Annotated in this window: 5 protein-coding genes; 2 read left to right on the top strand and 3 right to left on the bottom strand. The window is 66.4% G+C overall.

Annotated elements, in window-relative coordinates; translation table 11 throughout:
- Positions 1 to 34 precede the first annotated feature (34 nt).
- Genes MJO58_RS11720 through MJO58_RS11710 form a run of 3 tightly spaced genes read right to left on the bottom strand, consistent with a single transcriptional unit; the run spans position 35 to position 18239 of the window.
- Complete coding sequence (locus MJO58_RS11720; RefSeq protein WP_239722911.1) at positions 35 to 7696, bottom strand: amino acid adenylation domain-containing protein; 7662 nt, start codon at positions 7694 to 7696, stop codon at positions 35 to 37.
- The gene (locus MJO58_RS11715) at positions 7696 to 17964 is read right to left on the bottom strand and encodes a non-ribosomal peptide synthetase (protein WP_239722910.1); all 10269 of its coding nucleotides are present in this window, start codon (positions 17962 to 17964) and stop codon (positions 7696 to 7698) included. The genes MJO58_RS11720 and MJO58_RS11715 overlap by 1 nt, the downstream gene beginning before the upstream one ends.
- A gap of 44 nt (positions 17965 to 18008) precedes the next feature.
- Positions 18009 to 18239 carry an MbtH family protein gene (locus tag MJO58_RS11710; protein ID WP_025735785.1) on the bottom strand — a complete coding sequence of 77 codons (231 nt, stop codon included), beginning with the start codon at positions 18237 to 18239 and terminating at the stop codon, positions 18009 to 18011.
- 1059 nt (positions 18240 to 19298) lie between these two features.
- Between MJO58_RS11710 and MJO58_RS11705 the strand changes: the two genes are divergently transcribed.
- Together MJO58_RS11705 and MJO58_RS11700 are read left to right on the top strand one after the other, a co-directional pair.
- Complete coding sequence (locus tag MJO58_RS11705) at positions 19299 to 19703, top strand: MmpS family transport accessory protein (RefSeq protein WP_090608869.1); 405 nt, start codon at positions 19299 to 19301, stop codon at positions 19701 to 19703.
- Positions 19700 to 22594, top strand: coding sequence for an MMPL/RND family transporter (locus MJO58_RS11700; protein ID WP_090601632.1), 2895 nt, complete (start codon positions 19700 to 19702; stop codon positions 22592 to 22594). The genes MJO58_RS11705 and MJO58_RS11700 overlap by 4 nt, the downstream gene beginning before the upstream one ends.
- Positions 22595 to 22601 lie beyond the last annotated feature (7 nt).

The following is a 22601-nucleotide window of genomic DNA, read 5'->3' as shown; positions in this document are numbered from 1 at the left end:
AGCAGTTGACAATCGGGGCGCATTCGCCCGTCGGCTAGAGCAATCCCACCAGTTGCAAGTCGGTGACGTACTTGATGATGACCGGTGCCGTGATATGCGGGATGTCGTTGTCCGCACCAATTTTCGCTTCCTGCACCGCGGCACGGAATCGGTCGGTCGGCGCGAACGACCCGCGGGTCGGCTCGAGCGGCTGGATCTGCTCAGGGTTGTGCAGCATCAGCTGCAGCATCTGCAGCACGGAATGCTGGCGCTGCCGGTCCGGCAGGGCCCGCAGGCCGATCTCGAACTGCCGCACCCACTCCGCGAAGTCGTCGATGCGCTGGATCGGATAGCCGGCCTCGATCAGCCAGTCGACGTAGGTGTCGATGCCGATGCCGTCGTCGTGCGGGTTCATCACGTGATAGGTCTCGAACCCGTCGACCACTTGGGCCCCCAGAGTGGCGATCGACTCGGCGACGAATTCGACGGGCAGCGCGTCGTAGTGCGCCCGCTGCCGGTTGCCGTTCTCGTCACGGCGGTAGAACGAAGCGGGCGCGACGCCGGTGGCCACCAGGCTCAGGATCATCCGGGTGACGATATCGGTCACGTTGAACTGGCCCGCATAGCTGACGTCGGACAGGATCATGTCGCTGCGGAACACCGAAACCGGAAGCCCGAACTGCTCATTGGCCTCCCGCAGCAGCACCTCACCGGCCCACTTGCTGTTGCCGTAGCCGTTGGCGTAGCTGCCGTCGAGGACGCGGGTCGGACTGACCACGCGGATGTCGGCGTCCTCGGTGAACAGCGCCGGCTCGACCTGGCGGCCGAGGTCGGAGGTCGACACGTACGTATACGGCTTCATCCGCGAGGTCAGCGCGAACTTGATCAGTTCGCCGGTGCCAACGACGTTGGGCCCGAACAACTCTCGGTACGGCAGCACGCCGTTGACCACGGCGGCCGAGTCGACGATCAGATCGACGGTTTCGGCCAGCCGCTGGTAGGTCTGCTCGTCGAGCCCCAGATTGGCTTCGCTCTTGTCGCCGGCGACGACCTCGAGATGATCTGCGGCCAGCTGGTGGAAGTGGTCCACCAATTGCGGGTCGCCGCTGTCGAATGTCTTCTCCAGACGACGCCATGCCTCCTGATCGGAGCCGGCTCGCACCAGGCAGATCAGCTTGCCGTCAACACGTTTCAGTTGCTTGAGCCACTCCAGCGCCAGGTAACGCCCCAGGAAGCCGGTCGCCCCGGTCAACAACACCGTGCGCGCCTCGGCGCTCGGGCCCGGCAGCGTCGGAGCGCCGAGCAGCGTCGTCTCGTCGATGAACTTGTCCAGGGTGAGGTCGCTGGCACGCAGCTCCTCGGTGTCGCGGCCGTGCACGGCAACGTAACTCGGGCCGTTGGCATCGGTCTCGTCGGCATCCACGTCACTGTCCAGGCGCTGGCTCATGGCGCGAACCGACGGCGCCTCGAACAGCGTGCGCACCGACAGGTTGGAATCGAACGCCGTGTTGATCGCGGCGACCACCCGCATCGCCGACAGCGAATCGCCACCCAGGTCGAAGAAGGAGTTCTCGACGCCGACCCGCTCGATGCCGAGCACCTGGCCGTAGATCCCGGCCACGATCTCCTCGGTGGGCGTCGCGGGCGGGGTGTAGCGGACCGCACTCTGGTATTCGGGTGCGGGCAGGGCGCGTTTGTCGAGCTTGCCGTTGACGGTGCGCGGCAGCGTGTCGAGCACGACGATCGCCGTCGGAACCATGTACGCCGGCAGCCGCTCGCCCAGCAGGGCGCGCATCTGAGCGGTGTCGACATCGCCCGTGACGGTGACATACCCGACCAGCCGCTTGTCACCCGGACGATCCTCGCGCGCGATCACCGCCGCGGCCTGCACCCCGTCGAGGCCGGCCAACGCCGCCTGCACCTCACCGAGCTCAATGCGGTAACCGCGAATCTTGACCTGCTCGTCGGCACGGCCCAAGTACTGCAACTGCCCGTCGGCACCCCAACGCACCAGGTCCCCGGTGCGATACATCCGATCGCCTCGCTCGCCGAACGGGCACGCCACGAACCGCGACGCGGTCAGGCCGGCCCGGCGCAGATAACCGACGGCCACACCCCGACCGGCGATGTACAACTCACCGACCACGCCCTCGGGAGCCGGCCGCAGCCACTTGTCCAGCACGAACAACGCCGCACCCGGCACCGGCACGCCGATCGGCGCGCCCTCGCCGGCCTTCATCGGCGCACTGATCGCGGCATAGATGGTGGCTTCGGTCGGACCGTAGGCGTTGATCATCACCCGTCCCGGCGCCCACTTGTCCACCAACTCGTTCGGGCTGGCCTCCCCCGCCATCACCAACGTCGCGGACTCCAACCCCTCGCCCGGCATCATCGCCAGCGCCGACGGAGTCTGACCCACCACGGTCACCTGCTCGGCGACCAGCAAGTCGCGTAGCTCATGAGCCGACGCCGCCGCCGATTCGGGCACCACGACCAGCCGTGCACCGTGCAGCAGCGCGGTGAAGATCTCCCACACCGAGACGTCGAAGCTGTAGGAGTGCCACTGCGACCACACCTGGCCCGGGCCGGTCGGCGCGCCGGGGTCGGGCGCTTCCAGCAACGACGTCGCGTTGTGGTGGGTGATCGCCACGCCCTTGGGCACCCCGGTCGTCCCCGAGGTATAGATCGTGTACGCCAGGTCCTCCGGCGTCACCACCGGGAAGGTGATATCGGACGGGATCGACAGGTCTGGGTCGTGGACGTCGATGACCGGCAGGTCGGCCCCGTCGAACCGGGACCGCATGGTCGCGTCGGTCATCGCGGCGACCGGCGTGGCGTCCCCGAGCATGAACTCCAGTCGCGCGTCGGGCATCGCCGGGTCGATCGGAAGGTAGGCCGCGCCAGACTTGAGTACCGCGACCATCGCGATGATCGCCTCGGCCGAGCGGTTGAACAGCAGCGCCACACATTCGCCCGGGCGCGCGCCCTTACCGACCAGCACTCGCGCTAGCCGCTCGGCCGCCTCGTCGAGGCCGCGGTAGGTCCACGACCGCTCGCCGTCCACCAGCGCCACCCCGTCCGGGGTCCGGGCCACCTGCGCGGCGAACATCGCCGGGATCGTCGTGCCCTCCGCCGGCCGGGTCAGCACGGCGCGGTTGCCCCACTCGTCCAGGCGGGCATGCTCACCGGCATCCAGCACGTCCATCGACGACAATCGCTGGCTCGGGTCGGCGGTCATCGCCACCAGCACCCGCTGGAATCGCTCCACCAGAGTTTCGATGCTCGCCGGGTCGAACACGTCCGTGTCGTACTCGACGCGGATGCCTAGTTCGTGGCCCGGCAAGGCCATCACGGAAAGCGGGTAGTGGTTGTATTCGCGGTTCGTGACGTCGGTGATGGCCAGCTCGTGCACGCCCACCGGCACGTTCGTGTCGATCGGGTAGTTCTCGTACAGGAACAGCGTGTCGAACAACTGGTCGTGGCCGGTGGCGCGGTGAATGTCGGACAGACCCAGGTGCTCATGCTCGAGCCGGTTGTTGTGCGCGGTCTGCAGCTGGTCGAGCAGCTCGGCGACCGTGGTGGCCACCGTCGTGTTCGCCCGCACCGCGACGGTGTTAATCAGCAGGCCGACAATCGAATCCGAGCCCGGCACCTCCGGGGGCCGGCCCGAGACCGCGGTGCCGAACGCGACGTCGCGCTGTCCGGTCAGCCACATCAGCAGCTGTGCCCAACCGGCCTGCAGCACCGTGTTGACGGTGGTGTGGCAGGAGCGCGCCAGCGTGCTCAGCTCGCGAGTGGTCTCGGCGGACACCCGGTACGAGTCGACGCGCCGGCGCCCCAGCCCGATCCGCGTTGCGGGGCCGACCAGGGTCGGGTTGTCGAAGCCTTCGAACATCTGGCGCCATGCCGCCTGCGCGGCCGGGCGGTCCTGTTCGGCGAGCCAGGTGAGAATGCTGCGGTACGACGCGGGCGCGGGCAGGCGCTCGCCGTAGTAACTGGCGAAGATTTCGCGCAGCAGGATCGGCAGCGACCACCCGTCCATCACGATGTGGTGGTTGGTGAGCACGAACCGATGCTTGTTTTCGGCGATCCGGATCAGCGCCGCGCGGAAGGCGGGCCGGCCGAGCAGGTCGCTGACCGCGTCGCGCTCGTCGGCGCATAGCTGCTCGATTTGCTCGTCGTGGCCGGCTTCGTCGCTGTCGAGCTGGATGTATCGCCAGGCCATGACGGGCTCGGCGGGGATGACCTGCACCGGCTCGTCGAACTGGGCGCAGAACCGGGCCGCCAGGTTGGGGTGCCGGTTGACCACCGTCTGCACCGCCTCCCGCAGCCGCTGCGGGTCGATGGCACCGGCGATCGTGACACCCAGCTGCACCGCGTAGACGTCGTCGCCGTTGTCGCCGCCCTGGGCAACGCTGGCGTGAAACAGCAGACCCTGCTGCACGGGGGTCAGCGGCAAGACGTCGGCGAGGTGGTACTGCTGCTCGAGTTGGTCGAGCTGCTGCTGGGTCAGCCGTGCCGGCGCCAGGTCCGACGGCGTCAGACCGCCGCCCCCGTTGCGCACGTGGACACAGATGCCGGTGAGGGCCTCGAACCACAGCTTGCTCAGCCGGCTGATCTGGTCGCCGTCCAGCGCCGAGGGCGCCCAGGTCCAGCTGGCGTGCAAGTGCGGACCCGCGTCGGTGTCCATGGTGCCGGCGTTGAGGTCGACGGTGTGCATGAGTGGCAGCGGTACCGCGGTGGCCGCGCCGGCGACCGACAAGCCTTCTTCGGAGATTCGCCACAGGTCACCGGAGAGCTCCGCCGCCGTGCCGGCGCCTAGCCGGCCGAGGTAGTTGAACCCGATCGCCGGATCGTTGCCGGGCAGGTCGACCTCGTCGTTCGCGTAGCGCAGCAGTCCGTAGGTCAGCGGGTCGGGCAGCCCGCGCAGCTGCTCCTTGGCATCCTTGATCAGCGGCCCCAGCGCCGCGTCACCCGCGACCACCTGCGACCAGTCCAGTCCGGCGACGGCCAACGACACCGGGTACTTGGTGGTGAACCAGCCGACCGTGCGCGACAAGTCGACGTTGGGGGCCAGCTCTTCGTGGCGGCCGTGGCCCTCGACGCCGATGCCGATCGGCGCGCCGGTGCCCAGGAACTCCGACCAGGCCAACCCGAACGCGATCAGCAGAATGTCTTGCACCCCAGCGTGAAACGCCGCCGGCACCTCACCCAGCAGCAACCGCGTCGTCTCGACGTCGAGCTCGGCCGACATCTGCTCGGCGCTGACGTAGGTGTCCACCTCGGGACGCACGGCGGGCAGCGCGGCGGGGACCGACGCCACTCGCCGCCACGCCTCGGCCTGCTCGGTTACCGCGGGGCGCTGCGCGTACTCCTCGAGCAGCGACGACCAGCGGGCAAACGACGTCCCGCCCGGCGGCAACTCGATCGGTTGTCCGCTGTGGTGCTGAGCCCAGGCAATGTTCAAGTCTTCCAACAGGATTCGCCACGACACACCATCGACGGCCAGGTGATGAATGATCAGCACCAACTGCGAGGCGGAGCTCACCCACAACGCGCTCAGCATCACACCGGCGGCGGGGTTGAGCCGCGACCGCGCCTCGACGAGCGCCTCGTCGGACAGCACCTCGACCGACTGCAGCAGTTCCGTGGCGTCCACGGTCCCGACTTCTGGTACCTGAAGCGACCATTCGCCCGCGTCGTCGTCCTCGACGCGTAGCCGCAGGGTGGCATGCCGATCGATCAACGCCTGCAGCACGGGCGCCACGTCGGCCTCGGTCGCTGCGGACGGAGCCTGCACCACCATCGTCTGGTTGAACTGCTCGACGGGACCCACCACGCCCTGCAGCCAACGGATGATCGGGGTGGCGACCACATCGCCGATACCCTCGTCGACGACACCGTCGGCGCCGTCGGTCATCGTGGCCACCCGGGCCAGCCGGGCTACCGTCTGCTCGACGAAAATGTCACGGGGACGGCACATTACGCCGGCGGCCCGGGCGCGCGCCGACACCTGCATCGACAGGATGCTGTCACCGCCCAGGTCGAAGAAGGAGTCGTCGACACCGACCCGCTCCACGCCCAACACCTGGGCGTAAATTCCGGCCAGGATCTCCTCGACCGCGTCCGACGGTGCGCGATATTCGCCGCCGCCGGCGTATTCGGGTGCGGGCAGGGCGCGTTTGTCGAGCTTGCCGTTCACGGTCAGCGGCAGCGTGTCGAGCACGACGATCGCCGTCGGAACCATGTACGCCGGCAGCCGCTCGCCCAGCGTGCTGCGCATCACCGCGGTGTCCACGTCCGCGGTGACCGTGACATACCCGACCAGCCGCTTGTCGCCCGGACGATCCTCGCGCGCGATCACCGCCGCGGCCTGCACCCCGTCGAGGCCGGCCAACGCCGCCTGCACCTCACCGAGCTCGATGCGGTAACCGCGAATCTTGACCTGCTCGTCGGCACGGCCCAAGTACTGCAACTGCCCGTCGGCACCCCAACGCACCAGGTCCCCGGTGCGATACATCCGATCGCCCGGCTCGCCGAACGGGCACGCCACGAACCGCGACGCGGTCAGGCCGGCCCGGCGCAGATAACCGACGGCCACACCCCGACCGGCGATGTACAACTCACCGGTCACCCCCTCGAGCGCCGGCCGCAGCCACTTGTCCAGCACGAACAACGCCGCACCCGGCACCGGCGAACCAATCGGCGCGCCCGTGTCCGGGGTCAACGGCGCGCTCATCGCCGCATAGATCGTGCCCTCGGTCGGCCCGTAGGCGTTGATCAGCACCCGCCCGGGCGCCCACCTATCGAGCACCTCGGATGGGAGCGCCTCGCCGGCCACGAACACCGTGGTCGACTCCAAGCCTTCCGACGACAACATCGCTGCCGCAGAAGGGGTTTGGCACAGAACGTTGACCTTTTCGGCGATCAGCAGGGCATGCAGATCGTCGGGTGAACTGGCCACCGTCTCGGGGACGATCACCAGCCGGCCGCCGTGCAGCAGCGCGCCGAAGATCTCCCACACCGAAACGTCGAAGCTGTAGGAATGCCACTGCGACCACACCTGCCCCGGACCGGCCGGCACCGCCGCGTGCAGCTTCTCGAGTAGGGACGTCGCATTTCGGTGAGTGATCGCCACGCCCTTGGGCACCCCGGTCGTCCCCGAGGTGTAGATCATGTACGCCAGATCCTCCGGCGCCGGCGCGGACAGTTCGGTGCCGGGGTTCTCCCCCGGCTCGTCGAAGTCGACGACGACCAGATCGGTCCCGTCTAACCGCGACCGGTGGGCCGCGGTCGTGAGCGCCGCGACCGGTGTGGCGTCGCCGAGCATGAATTCCACCCGCGCGTCCGGCAGCGCGGGGTCGATCGGCAGATAGGCAGCTCCGGCTTTGAGTACCGCCATCATCGACACGATCGCCTCGGTGGAGCGCGAAAACAGCAGTGCCACAGTCTGTCCCGGGCCCGCACCGTGGGCGGTCAGCACCCGCGCCAACAGCTCCGCAGTCTCATCGAGCTCGCGGTAGGTCCACGACCGGTCCCCGCACACCAGCGCGACGGCCTCCGGGGCGTTCGCGACCTGCACCGCAAACAGCTCGGGAATCGTCACGCCCTTCGCCGGGCGGGTCAATACGGCGCGGTTGCCCCACTCGTCCAGCCGCGCGACTTCACCCCCGTCGAGGAGATCAATCGATAAGAGCCGCCGTTTACCGTCGGCCATTACTCATCCCCTGAATCGTCAGTCATGGCTACCAGCACTCGCCGTAACCGCTCGACCAACGTTTCGATACTGGCCTTGTCGAAGACATCGGTGTCATATTCGACTCGAAGGCCCAGTTCGTGGCCCGGCACGGCTTGCACTGACAGCGGGTAGTGGTTGTACTCGCGGTTCGTGAACTTGGTGATCGTCAGATCCTGAACCCCCGACAATGCTGCGGTGTCGATCGGGTAGTTCTCGTACACGAACATAGTGTCGAACAGCTGGTCGTGCCCGGTGATTCGGTGAATTTCGTTCAACCCCAGATACTGGTGCTCAAGTGTTTCGGTGTAAGAGCTTTGCAGTTGGTCCAGCAGGTCGCCGATGGTGCTCGCCGAGTTGATGTTGGCGCGGATCGGCACCGTGTTGATCATCAGGCCGACAATGGATTCCGCGCCGGGCAGGTCGGTCGGGCGTCCCGAGACCGCGGTACCGAACGCGACATCCGGCTGACCGGTCATCCGCATCAGCAGCTGGGCCCACGCCGCCTGCAGCACGGTGCTGACGGTGGTGCGGCAGGAGCGGGCCAGCTCGCCCAGGGCGGCAGTGGTCTCGGCGGACACCTGGAACTCTTCCACGCCTCGCTGTCCAAGACCCATCCGTTGCGACGGGCCGACCAGGGTCGGGGTGTCAAAGCCGTCGAACACCTCGCGCCACGCCGCCCGGGCCGCAGTGCGGTCCTGATCGGCCAGCCAGGTGACGAACTTGCGGTACGACACGGCCGCAGGAAGCCGGGCACCGTAGTAGCCGGCGAAAATCTCTTGCAGCAGAAGCGGTTTCGACCAGCCATCGAGGACGATGTGGTGGTTGGTCAGCACGAACCGGTACTGGTCTTGCGCGGTGCGCAGCAATGCCGCGCGGAAGGCCGGCTTGTCTACCAGATCGCACACGGCGGCACGTTCGGCGGCGGACACCTGCTCAACCTGCCCGTCGACGTCGCCGTCGTCCAATTCGAGGTACTGCCAAGTCAATTCGGGCTTGGCCGGCAGAATCTGCAGGGGCTCGTCGAAGTCACCGCTGAAGCGGGCGACCAGGTGCGGGTGCCGGGTGACGACGGTGTGCACCGCATCGCGCAGCCGGTCCGGATCCACGGCACCGGTGATGCTGATGTCGAGCTGCACCGCGTACAGGTCGTCGCCGCTGACGCCGAGGTCCTCGGCCGTGCTGGCGTGGAAGAACAGGCCCTGTTGCAGCGGGGTCAGCGGCAACACATCGGCGATCTGCTCGGTCTGCTGCAGTTCGTCGATCTGCTGCTGGGTCATCCGCGCCGGCGCCAGGTCGGACGGCGTCAAGCCGCCGCCGCCGCCCCGCACGTGCTCGCAGATGCCCGACAGCGCGTCAAACCACAACTGGCTCAACCGATTGACCTGAGCCTCGTCGAGCGCGGAGGTCGCCCACGTCCAGTTGGCCTGCAGCTGCGGGCCACCGTCGGTGTCCATGGTGCCGGCGTTGAGCTCGACGGTGTGGGCCAGCGGCATGGCGACGGCCGTCGCGGCCGCCGCGGCCGGCAGGTCGTCCTGGGAGAGCTGCCACAGGTCACCGGACAGGTCCGTCGCGCCCGCGCCGAGACGGCCGAGGTAGTTGAAGCCGATCACCGGATCGGATTTGTCCAGCTCGACATCGGGGTTCAGGTAGCGCAGCAGACCATAGGTCAGCGGGTCGGGCAGGCCGCGCAGCTGCTCCTTGGCGTCCTTGATCACCGGGCCCAGTGCGGTGTCGCCGGAGACCACCTTCGTCCAGCCCAGCTCACCGACCGCCAACGACACCGGGTACTTGGTGGTGAACCAGCCGACCGTGCGCGACAGGTCGACGTCGGCAGCCAATTCCTCGTGACGCCCGTGGCCCTCGACGTCGACACCGATCGGCGCGCCGGTGCCCAGGAACTCCGACCAGGCCAACCCGAACGCGATCAGCAGAATGTCTTGCACCCCAGCGTGAAACGCCGCCGGCACCTCACCCAGCAGCATCCGCGTCGTCTCCACGTCCAGCCCGACCGACAGTTGTCCGGCCGTCGCGAACGTGTCACTGGGCTGCGCTGCCGGCAGCGCGGCGGGTACGGCTGCCACCTGCCGCCACGCCTCGGCCCGGGCGACGACCTCGGGGACGCGGGCGTGCTGGTCCAGCAGCGACGACCAACGGGCGAACGACGTGCCCGGTGCCGGCAACGCCACCTCTTGCCCGCTGTGATGCTGAGCCCAGCCGATGTTCAAGTCTTCCAACAGGATTCGCCACGACACACCATCGACAGCGAGGTGATGAACGATCAGCACCAACTGGGACGTGGAGTCAACCCACAGCGCACTGAGCATCACCCCGGCGGCCGGGCTCAGCCGCGACCGCGCGTCGACGAGCGCGTTGTCGGACAACACGTCGACCGACCGCAGCAGCGCGCCGGCATCCACCGCGCCGACCTCGGGCACCCACAACGACCAACCACCGGCGCCGTCGTCGTCCACGCGCAGTCGCAGCATCGCGTGCCGATCCACCAGCGCCTGCAACACCACCAGCGCGTCGGATTCGGTCACCCCGTGGGGCGCCTGGACCACCATCGTCTGGTTGAACTGCTCGACGGGGCCATCGGTTTCCTGCAGCCAGCGGATGATCGGAGTGGCGATGACCTCGCCCAGCCCCTCGTCGGCCGCGCCATCGCCCTCGGCGCCCATCCTGGCCACGCGAGCCAGCCGCGCCACGGTCTGCTCGACGAAGACGTCACGGGGACGGCACACCACACCGGCCGCCCGTGCCCGTGCCACCACCTGCATCGACAGAATGCTGTCGCCGCCCAGATCGAAGAACGAGTCGTCGACACCGACCCGCTCCACGCCGAGCACCTGGGCGTAGACCCCGGCCAGGATCTCCTCGATCGCGTCGGTCGGTGCGCGATAGCTATCGACGTCGGAGAACTCGGGCGCGGGCAGCGCGCGGGTGTCGAGTTTTCCGTTGACCGTCAAAGGCAGCGCGTCCAGCACCACCACCGCGACCGGCACCATGTACGACGGGAGCCGCTCGGCCAGCTGGCTGCGGATCTCGGTCGGGTCCGCGGTTCCGGTGACGTAGCCGACCAGGCGCTTGTCGCCGGGACGGTCCTCGCGGGCGATCACCGCAGCCTGCGAGACCCCGGCCACACCGGCCAGCGCCGCCTGGATCTCCCCGAGTTCGATGCGGTAGCCGCGGATCTTGACCTGCTTGTCGGCGCGTCCCATGTACCGCAACTGTCCGTCGGTACCCCAGGACACCAGGTCGCCGGTGCGATACATCCGCGATCCGGGTCCGCCGAACGGGCAGGCGACGAACCGCGTCGTGGTCAGGTCCGGGCGCCCGACGTATCCGCTCGCCACACCGGCGCCGGCCACATACAGCTCGCCGACCACGCCGGGGGCAACGGGCCGCAGCCAGCCGTCCAGCACGAAGAAGGCGAGATGCGCCAACGGCACCCCGATGGGGCTGTTGTTGCTGTCCACATCGGCGTCGACGATCTCCCGGAACGAGGCGTGCACGGTCGTCTCGGTGATGCCGTACATATTGATCATCCGCGGCAGCCCGGGGTGGTTGTGCAACCACGTCTGAAGACGTTGCGGCTCAAGCGCTTCGCCACCGAATACCACCGTCTGCAGCTTCAGCTGCTGTCCCAGCTCGGGTTGCAGCGCGTCGGCGGCCTGCAGCGCGTAGAACGCCGACGGCGTTTGGCTCAACACGCTGACTTGTTCGCTGACCAGCAGGGCGTGCAGGTCTTCCGGTGAGCGGACCACGGCGTCGGGCACCACGACCACCCGGCCGCCGTGCAGCAGCGCGCCCCAGATCTCCCAGACCGAGTAGTCGAAGGCCAGCGAATGGCATTGCGTCCAAACCTGTCCCAGCTCCATCTCGGCGTCCAGAGACTCCAGCAGCTGGGTGACGTTGCGGTGGGTGACGGCCACGCCCTTGGGCTTACCGGTGGTGCCCGAGGTGTAGATGATGTACGCGACGTGGTCGGCCGCCGGTGTCGGCAACGCGGTGTCGGGCGCCGCGCCGATGGCCGGGTCCTCGACATCGATGACCAGCAGGTCGGCGCTGTCCAGCCGCGGGCGCAGGTCCGCGGTGGTCAGAGCGGCGATCGGCGCGGAGTCCGACAGCATGAACTCCATTCGCGCCGTTGGGTGCGCGGGATCCATCGGCAGATAAGCCGCACCCGTCTTCAGCACCGCCAACAGCGACACGATCGCCTCGGCGGATCGGTTGAGCAGCACCGCAACTCGCTCGCCCGGGCCGGCGCCGCGATCGGATAGCCAGTGCGCCAACCGGTTTGCGGCCTCGTCGAGCTCGCGGTAGGTCCACGACCCGTCCCCGCAGTTGACGGCGACGGCCTCGGGAGCGCGCGCGACCTGCGCGGCGAACAGTTCGGGAATCGACACCGGCGCGCTCGCGGGCAGCGTCAGCACCTCGCGATTGCCCCATTCCTCGAGCCGGGCATGCTCATCGGCGTCGAGCAGGTCGATCGACGACAGCCGTCGGGTGGGATCGGTGGTCATCATGACCAGCACCCGCCGCAACCGCTCGATCAGCGAATCAATAGTGGCGACATCGAAGACGTGGCTGTCGAATTCGACGCGCAGGCTCAATTCGTGGCCCGGCGTCACCACCACCGACAGCGGGTAGTGGTTGAATTCGCGGCTGCTGAAATCGGTGATGGCCAACTCTTGGACACCGAACAGCGCGCCCGCGTCGATCGGGTAGTTCTCGTACAGGAAAAGCGTGTCGAAGAGCTGGTCGTGGCCGGTTACGTGGTGAATGTCGCGCAGCGCCAGGTGGTCGTACTCGAGGGTGTCGTTGTGGAACCGCTGCAGTTGGGCCATCAGGTCGGCGATCGTGGTCGAGGCCGTGGCGCTGGCCCGCACCGGCACGGTGTTGATCAACAGACCCACCAGCGCGTCCGCACCGGGCAACTCGGTGGGCCGGCCGGAGACCGCGGTGCCGAACGCGACATCGTGATGCCCGGTCAGCCACATCAGCACCTGCGCCCACGCCGCCTGCAAGACGTTGCTGACGGTGGTGTGGTTCGAGCGCGCCAGCTCGGTGAGGGACTGGGTGACGTCGGCAGGCACCCGATACGACTCCACGCCGCGCTCGGCCGCCTGGCCCGGCGGACTCACCAACGTGGGCGTGTCAAAACCGGCCAGTACTTCGCCCCACGCCGCTCGCGCCGCGTCGCGGTCCTGCCCGGCCAGCCAGCTGACAAAGCTGCGGTACGACGGCGGCGCGGCCAGCCGCTGTCCGTAGTAGAGCGTGAAGATCTCCTGCAGCAGGATCGGCAGCGACCAGCCATCGATCACGATGTGATGGATGGTCAACACGAGCCGGTGCCGGTTGTCCGCGGTGCGGATCAGGGCGACCCGGAAGGCCGGCTGGTCGGCGATGTCGCACACCGCGGCGCGCTCGTCGGCGCACAGCTGCTGGACCCACTGATCGACTTCGGCTTCGCCGCCGGCCATTTCGACGTATTGCCACGCCATGACGGGCTCGGCCGGGATGATCTGGATCGGCTCGTCGAACTGCTGGCAGAACCGCGCCGCCAGGTTGGGGTGGCGATTGACCACCGTCTGCACCGCCTCGCGCAGCCGCTTCTGGTCGAGCGGGCCGGTCACGGTGATGCCCAGCTGCACCGCATACAAGTCGTCGCCGGAGCCCTCCGCGAGCGCGGCGTGGAACAGCAGCCCCTGCTGCACCGGGGTCAACGGGAGCACGTCGGCAATGCGGAGCTGCCGGGACAGGTCGTCGATCTGCTCCTGGGTCAGCCGCGCGGGGGCCACGTCGGACGGGGTCAGGCCGCCGCCGCCGCGGCGGACCAGCGCGCAGATGCCGGCCAGGGCTTCGAACCACAGCCGGCTGAGCCGGTTGATCTGGGCGTCGTCGAGTGCCGACGGCGCCCAGGTCCAGTTGGCGTGCAAGTGCGGACCCGCGTCACTGTCGACGGTTCCGGCGTTGAGTTCCACGGTGTGCGCCAACGGCATTGGGATGGATGCCGCAGCACCGGCCAGGGCGAGGCTTTCCTGGCTCACCCGCCACAGGTCCTCGGAGAGCTCGGCCGCCGAGGCGCCCATGCGGCCCAGGTAGTTGAAGCCGATCGCGGGGTCGGCCCCCGCCAGGTCGACGTCGGGGTTCAGGTACCGCAGCAGACCGTAGGTCAGCCCATCGGGCAGGGCACGCAGCTGCTCCTTGACCTCTTTGATGACCGCGCCGAGTGCGGGATCGCCGTCGACCACCCGCGCCCAGTCCAGGCCACCCACGGTCAGCGCCACGGGGTACTTGGTGGTGAACCACCCGACCGTGCGCGACAGGTCCACGTAGGGATTCAGCTCTTCGTGGCGGCCGTGACCCTCGACGTCGATGGCGAGCGGCCGACCCGGGGACCCCAGGAATTCCGCCCAGGCCAAGCCGAACGCGATCAAAAGAATGTCTTGCACCCCGGCATGAAACGCGGCCGGGACCTCGCCCAGGATCTGACGGGTCGTGTCGACATCGAGGTCCACCGACAACCGTCCGGCGTTGGCATGCGTGTCCACCGCCGGCTGTACCGCAGGCAACACGGCCGGGGTCGACGCCACCTGGCGCCAGGCATCCGCCTGCGCCACGACGGCCGCGTCGCAGGCGTGCTCTTCGAGCAGCGATGACCACCGGGCAAACGAAGTCCCCGGCGCAGGCAGCTCCACCTCTTGCCCGCTGTGATGCTGGGCCCACGCAATATTCAAGTCTTCCAACAAGATTCGCCACGAGACACCGTCGACAGCCAAGTGGTGAATGATCAACGCCAATTGCGACGTCGAGGTCACCCACAGCGCGCTCAGCATCGCCCCGGTGGCCGGGTTCAGCCGCGACCGGGCCTCGGCGAGCGCCTCGTCGGTCAACACCTCGACCGACTGCACCAGGCCAGCGCCTGCCAGCGACTCCACTTCGGGCACCCACAACGACCAGCCGCCGGTGCCGTCGTCGTCGGCCCGCATCCGCAGGGTGGCATGCCGATCAACCAGTGCCTGCAGCAAAACCGCCACGTCGGCCTCGGTCACCCCGGCCGGGGCCTGCACCACCATCGCCTGGTTGAACTGCTCGACCGGACCGTCGACGTCTTGCAGCCAGCGGATGATCGGGGTGGACACCACCGCGCCGAGACCCTCGTCGGCCACTCCGATCTCACCGGTGGCCACGCTGGCCACCTGGGCCAGCCGGGCCACGGACTGCTCGACGAAAACGTCGCGCGGACGCAGCAGCACACCGGCCGCCCGCGCCCGCGCCACGACCTGCATCGACAAGATGCTGTCGCCGCCCAAGTCGAAGAACGAGTCGTCGATGCCGACCCGCTCCAGGCCCAGGATTTCGGAGTAGATACCGGCCAGGACCTCTTCGACCGCGGTGGTCGGGGCACGGTAAGCGCCACCGACGTTGTGGTACTCGGGCGCCGGCAGGGCGCGGGTGTCCAGCTTGCCGTTGGGCGTCAGCGGGAGCGCCTCCAACACCACCACCGCGGCGGGCACCATGTACGCCGGCAGCCGCTCGGCCAGCCGGGCGCGGGCCGCGGCGGGGTCGACGGTGCCGGTGACGTAGCCGACCAGCCGCTTGTCGCCCGGGCGGTCCTCGCGGGCGATGACCGCGGCCTGCTTGACCTCGTCGAGCGCGGCCAAGGCGGCCTGGACCTCACCCAGTTCGATGCGATACCCGCGGATCTTGACCTGCTCGTCAGCGCGGCCCAAATAAAGAAGCTGTCCGTCGTCGCCCCATGAGACCAGGTCCCCGGTGCGGTACATCCGCTCGCCCGGCTGCCCGAACGGGCATGCCACAAATCGGGAAGAAGTCAGACCAGCCCGGCGGATATAGCCGCATGCCACCCCGGCGCCGGCCACGTACAACTCACCGACCACGCCCGGCGGCACCGGCTTGAGCCACCGGTCCAGGACGAACAGTGCCGCACCCGGGACCGGCGAACCGATCGGCACCACACCGGATCCCGGCACCAGCGGAGCGCTGATCGCCACACACACCGTGGTTTCGGTGGGGCCATAGCCGTTGATCATCACCCGCCCGGGCGCCCACTGATCCATGACCTCGGGCGGGCACGCCTCGCCGGCGACCACCAGCGCAGCGGTCTCCAAACCCTCGGGTGAGAGCATCCCGACCGCCGACGGTGTCTGGGTGAGCACGCTGACGTGTTCGCCAACGAGTAAGGCGTGGAAGTCTTCTGGCGAGCGAGTCACCGACTCGGGTACGACCACCAGTCGACGGCCCCCGAGCAGGGCGGCCCAAATCTCCCAGACCGAGAAGTCGAAGGCCAGGGAGTGGCACTGCGACCACACACCGGTCCGCGGCAGGCCGGCATCGAAGCAGGCGAACAGCTGCGTGACGTTGTGATGCGTGACGGCAACACCTTTGGGTGTGCCGGTGGTGCCGGACGTGTAGATGACGTGGGCGAGGTTGTCCGGGTCCGGCATCGGCAGTGCCGTGCTGGGTTGGGCCGCGATCCGCGGATCGGCGACGTCGATGACCACCAGATCCTGTCCGTCCAGCCGCGAGCGCAGGTCCGCGGTGGTCACCGCGGCCGTCGGCGCGGCGTCGGCAAGCATGAACTCGGTGCGCGCTGCGGGTAGTGCCGGATCAATCGGCAGGTATGCCGCACCCGTCTTCAACACGGCCAGGATCGCGATGATCGCGTCGGCGGAACGCGAAAACTGAAGCGCCACAACGTGCCCCGGGCCGACGCCCTCGCTGACCAGCAAATGCGCCAACCGGTTGGCGGCCTCGTCGAGTTCCCGGTAGGTGGTGGAGCGCCCCTCGAAGGTGACCGCGACCGCCTCGGGCGTGCGCTCCACGTGCTTGGCAAACGTCGCCGGAATCGACACCTTCGCCGGCGCGGGCTCGGTTAGGACCGCCCGGTTGCCGATGTCGTCGAGGCGGGCCGTGTCATCGGCGTCGAGCGCCTCGATCGACGACAGCGTCGCGGTGGGGTCCTCGACCATCGCCAGCAGCACCTGCTGCAACTTCGCCGCGAGATCGGCCACATCGAAATTCGCATACGGTTGCCCGGGCCCGGCCGTACTCAGGAAGAGCTGATCGCCGGCGCCGAGGAAGAAGAACCCGAAGTGACCGACCGGGCCGTGGTTCGTGTACCCCGCATGTGCCGGTGCCCCGGCAAGGTTGAGGGTCAGGCGAGACGGGATGAAGTTCACGCCCACGCGGTTTGCGCCCTGCCGGGCGCCGCCCTCGCCCTCCAGGACATGTACCGGGTAGCGCTGATGCTGCAACAACTCCCGGATACGTGTGTCGACGTGGGCGACAAAGTCACCGACGGTCGTTTCCGGCGATGTCGTCAACACCAGCGGGACAACGCCGGCCAACATCGCGGGCAATTTCTTCGACTCTTCGGTCACTCGGCGGCTGACCGGGAAATCCAGCGTCACCTCGTTGGCGTTCCCGGACCATCCGCGCACCAGCAGCGCGCACGCGGCGGTAATGGCCGAATACCGGCGCACCCGCAACTGCTTGGTCAACTGCTGCATTCGACCCACTACCGCCGGGTCCAACTGGACCGATGCGGAAGTCAGATAGGGGTCGCGCTCCTCGGTGACCTGAGGTAGCCGGTAATGGAATCCGCTTTCGGTAGGCAGGTGTTCCTGCCAATAGGCCTCGTCTTCCCGGTAGTCGGCGGAGGCCTCGTAACCGGACTCGCAATCGATCAGGTCCTGCAGGGAACCGAAGTACGCGTCAGGCACCGGATCGCCGGCGACCAGCGCCGTGTAGACGGTGGCGACGCGGCGGCTCACCAGCGCCATGCCCATGCCGTCTACGGCGATGTGGTGACAGCAGGCGAACAAATAGAATTCGTTATCTTGCGTCTGGAATAAAGTAAAAATAAAAAGCGGACCCGAGAATGGCATGGGCGTGCGCTGAATTGAAGACGCCATTTCCCGGACTTTTCGCACAGGGTCATCCGAGCCCCGGAAATCATAGAAGCCCAGCTCGGCATCCGGATAATCGACAGCCTTCTGTAAAACAACGTGGCCGTCGGCCTCGAAGAACGCCACCCGGCCCGACTCGGACTCGGCGACCACTTGCCGGATCGCCTGCTGCAGCAAATCGTGATGGACTGCGCCCTCGATCAACACCAAAAGGCCAAGCTGCCACTCGGTACCCGCGAAACCAGTTTCCTGCGAGAGCCAAATATCGAGCTGCCCACGCGTCAGCGGGTGTGCCCGCTCACCACGTTCCATGTGAGTCCCCCAAAGCTCCACCCGAGTCCCCATACCCAGGCGGTTTACTTATCAAAACTCCGACCCGCTGCCAGCCGCTCGCGCAGACTCTTCGGCCGGATATCGGGCCAGTTCTGCTCGATGTACTCGAGACACGCCGCACGGTCGGCCTCGCCATATACCACCCGCCATCCAGCGGGGACATCGGCGAAGGTCGGCCACAGACTGTGTTGCTCCTCGTCATTGACCAACACGAAAAAACTGCCATTATCGTCGTCGAACGGATTGGTGCTCACAGTTCTCCAGGCGTTCTCTCGATATAGGTGGGGTCGTTCCAAACCATACTGGAGGCCCACAGGCTCGGTCGGAGGTTTCGACAAAGTTCCTGATGTGATCTGTTAAGCACTCGTGACACCTGTTGGCAATTCGGCGCCAGGCGCAACGCTCCGACGCTGGCGCCTTGAAGTGCAGTGACCTGCAGCTACGGTACGGGCTGTCTGCCGACCGCCAAGAGTACGTTACCTAGGCTTAGAAAACGACCAAGTTACGCTCTCGTTGCTCCTTAGTTGCCGCCACGGAATACCGTCGCACAGTCTCGCGGCGGACCCGCAGATCAGAGCGGAAACGACGGCGGGACGCCGACAGCAAATACCGGCACAGCACGGTAGCTACCTGGTCGAGAAGGCCGCCGAACGGGCCATCGAGAGGGCCATGTGATCGCGCGACTGCACCGTTCCCCCATTGCCGCGGGGCTGGCTCACGCGACGTTGCTGCGACGACGACAAATCGCGCGTTTACCCACCTCAGCGAACCATTCGCACTTCGTTAGCTGACCGCGGCGGGGTGATGTCATCTGCACGAGATCGCACCGGAATGTAATGTGTGTCACCATCGCTCGGGACAATGACACATACAACACCCGCTCGGGCGGCGGATATCACGCATTGCTAGCGTGCCCTTAGGCATGCGATCGGAGTAACGATCCCGTACCGGGTTACGAAAGATCTGATGTCGGGGCCAATCGCATGGTTTACTCATCAAGATCTGGTTGCACTCGCCGAACGCCGCTCGTTTGAGCTGACCGCCGCAGGTCTGGTGTGGTGCGATCGAGGTTTGGGTAGTGTCCGAGCGGTTGAGGTAAGCGAGTCTGTGAACGGGTTGAAGGGGGTGCGGTGGTCGAACACGACGTTCGAGCCCGGTCCGACGTCGCCACCGAAGGCAGCCAGGGCGTGAGCCAGCCCCCCGGCCGCTTCGGGCGGTTCGGTCGTCAGTCCGGATCCCAGGCACCGAACGACTCTCGAAAGAACAAGCGGCGCCCTGGCGCCGGGGCGTTCAAGCTTCTTGGGCGGCTCTGGATTCCACTGCTCATCGTTGCGGTCCTCACCGCCGGCGGGTTCACGGTCTCACGGTTGCACGGAATATTCGGCTCCGAAAAGCGCCAGTCCTACGCCGATTCCCGAGTCAAAGACAGCAAGCCGTTCAACCCCAAGCATCTGAAGTACGAGGTCTTCGGTGCACCGGGAACCGTGGCCGACATCAGCTATTTCGACGTCAACGCCGACCCACAGCACATCAACGGCGTCACGCTGCCATGGTCGATGGACCTTTCGACAACGCTGCCGTCCATCGTGGGAAACGTAGTGGCACAAGGTGATACCGACACCATCGGCTGCCGCATCATTGTCGACGGCACCGTCAGGTCCGAGAAGGTCTCACACGAGGTGAACGCCTTCACGTACTGCGTGCTGACGGCTGCATGAGCGACGAAAACTTGGGCACGGAGCGGCCCGCGCGACCATTTTTGGCGCGGACCGTCCACCGGTTTTCGATACTCATCGTTCTGGGCTGGTTGGGTCTGGCCGTCTTCGTGACGGTCGGCGTCCCTCCGCTCGAGGTGGTGGAGCAACAGCATTCGGTATCACTGAATCCCGCCGATGCGCCGTCCTTCAAGGCGATGCTGCGCCTCGGTCAGGATTTCAAGGAATCCAACTCCGGCGCTCTCGCGATGATCGTGCTGGAGGGGGACCAACCCCTTGGCCATGACGCGCACCAGTATTACGACGAGTTGATGCGTCGGCTCGAGGCCGATAAGAAACACGTCCAGCACATTCAGAACTTCTGGGGCGACCCGGTCACGGCCGCCGCCGCGCAGAGTATCGACGGCAAGGCCGCCTATGTTCAGTTGAACATCGTTGGCGGCCAGGGTGCGGCGGCGGGCGACGAGTCGGTACAGGTAGTCCGGAACATCGTGGCGGGATTGCCCGCTCCGCCCGGCCTCAAGGTCTTTGTCACCGGCCCCGCCGCAACCGTCGCGGATATGAACAAGGCGGGCCAGGAGACGGTCACGACGGTTACCCTGGCGAGCCTGTCGGTGATCTTTATTACGTTGCTGCTCGTCTATCGGTCGCTCTTTACCGTCGTTCTCTTGTTGCTGACGGTCGGGCTGCAATTGACCGTATCCCGCGGGATGGTCGCGCTTCTCGCGAATAGCGGAGTCATTGGCCTGACTACCTTCGCGGTCAATCTGCTCGTCGCCGCGGTCATCGCGACCGGAACCGACTATGGGATCTTCTTCGTCGGGCGGTATCAGGAGGCCCGGCAAGCCGGTGAAGATCGCGAAACCGCCTTTTATACAACATTTAGTAGTGTCGCCAAAGTCGTGTTGGCTTCCGGCCTGACAATCGCCGGCGCGGTGCTGTGCCTCAGCTTCACCCGGCTCCCCTACTTCCAGCCGCTGGGCCTGCCCAATGCGGTAGGCATCGCGGTTGCGGTCCTGGTCGCGCTCACGCTCAATCCGGCACTTCTTGCTATCGGGGGACGTTTCGGCTTGTTCGAGCCGAAGCGGAAGATCCGGGTCCGCGGTTGGCGACGAATTGGAACGGCGATCGTGCGCTGGCCGGCGCCCATCTTCATTTCCACCTTGGCGGTCGCCCTGATCGGGCTGCTGACCCTACCCGGATACAACCCGAGCTACGACGACCAGAAATTCATCCCCGAAAACATTCCCGCCAGCTTAGGAAATGCGGCCGCGGGGCGACATTTCCCTGAGTCGCGAATGATGATGCCGGAAATCCTTTTGGTCGAAGCCGATCACGACCTACGCAATCCCACGGACATGTTGGTATTGAACCAATTAGCCAAGGGCATTCTCGCGGTGCCGGGCGTTTCTACAGTTCAGAGCGTGACCCGGCCCGAAGGCACCCCGCTCGCGCACACCAGCATTCCTTACATCATGAGCATGTCGCAGTCGTCTCAGCTGACGAATATGGCGTTTCAGAAGGACCGCATGAATGACATGCTGAAGCAGGCCGATGAAATGGCCAAGATGATTAAGCTCATGCAGCACATGGTAGAGCTGATGAAAGAGCTCACCGCCACGACCCACGACATGGTCGCCCGAACGCATGACGTTCAAAAAACTACAGCGGAGTTGCGGGATCGCGTCTCGGACTTCGAGGATTTCTTCAGGCCGTTGCGTAGCTACTTCTACTGGGAAAAGCACTGTTACGACATTCCGGTTTGTTACGCGCTTAGATCCGTATTCGACGCAATCGATGGCGTAGACGAAGTCAACGACAAGTTCACCGAATTGGTGGGCGACCTCGATAAATTGGATGCGCTCCTGCCGCAGTTGCTTATCCAAATCCCGCAGTTGATCGAAACCATGCAGAGCATGCGGACCATGATGCTGACAATGCACAGCACCATGGAAGGAACCATCGGTCAGATGGAGGTCAACGGCGGCAAAAACCCGAACGCCATGGGGCAGGCGTTCGACACCTCCAAAAATGACGATAGTTTCTATATCCCGCCGAGCATTATTGACAGTTCGGATACTTTCAAGCGTGTCATGAAGATCTTCCTGTCGCCGGACGGAAAGAACGCCCGCATGCTCATCGCCCAAAAGGGCGACCCGGCAACGCCCGAGGGCCTTTCGCGCGTCGAACCGATCAGAACGGCGGCCGAGGAATCGCTCAAGGGCACGCCCCTGGAAGACGCGAAGGTTTATCTCACCGGAACCGCAGCAGTAGTGAAGGACTTGGTCGAAGGCGCCCAATACGATCTCTTGATCGCGGGCGTCGCAGCGATCTGCCTTATTTTCATTATTATGCTGATCATGACGCGGAGTTTCCTCGCCGCGCTGGTCATCGTCGGTACGGTATTGCTTTCACTGGGCGCGTCCTTCGGGCTTTCCATTCTGGTTTGGCAGTATTTGCTTGGGCTGCAAATACACTGGACGGTCCTCTCGATGTCGGTGATCGTCCTGTTGGCGGTGGGGTCCGACTACAACTTGCTTTTGGTCTCCCGGATGAAAGAGGAGCTGGCCGCCGGCATCCACACCGGCATCATCCGCGCGATGGCGGGCACCGGAAAAGTGGTCACCAACGCAGGCCTGGTTTTCGCCTTCACAATGGCATCCATGGCGGTCAGCGACCTGCGCAGCATCGCCCAGCTGGGCACCACGATCGGTATGGGTCTGCTGTTCGACACATTGGTGGTGCGCGCCTTCATGACGCCGGCCGTCGCGGCGTTGCTGGGCCGCTGGTTCTGGTGGCCACAACAAGTGCGCACCCGCCCCGCCAGCCAAATGCTGCGACCGTTGGGGCCACGTCCACTGGTGCGTTCGTTGCTGCTGAAGGAAACGCGGTGAGGCCCGC

Origin of the sequence: Mycobacterium lentiflavum (assembly GCF_022374895.2) — a bacterium.
Lineage (GTDB): Bacteria > Actinomycetota > Actinomycetes > Mycobacteriales > Mycobacteriaceae > Mycobacterium > Mycobacterium lentiflavum.
Note: the sequence above shows the minus strand (reverse complement) of the source record. Positions and strands in the feature narration are given on the sequence as shown.

Bases quoted from the DNA above. Each gene is read 5' to 3' on its own strand.
- MJO58_RS11720 (WP_239722911.1), bottom strand. From the start codon at position 7,696: ATGGCCGACGGTAAACGGCGGCTCTTATCGATTGATCTCCTCGACGGG.
- MJO58_RS11715 (WP_239722910.1), bottom strand. From the start codon at position 17,964: ATGGAACGTGGTGAGCGGGCACACCCGCTGACGCGTGGGCAGCTCGAT.
- MJO58_RS11700 (WP_090601632.1), top strand. From the start codon at position 19,700: ATGAGCGACGAAAACTTGGGCACGGAGCGGCCCGCGCGACCATTTTTG.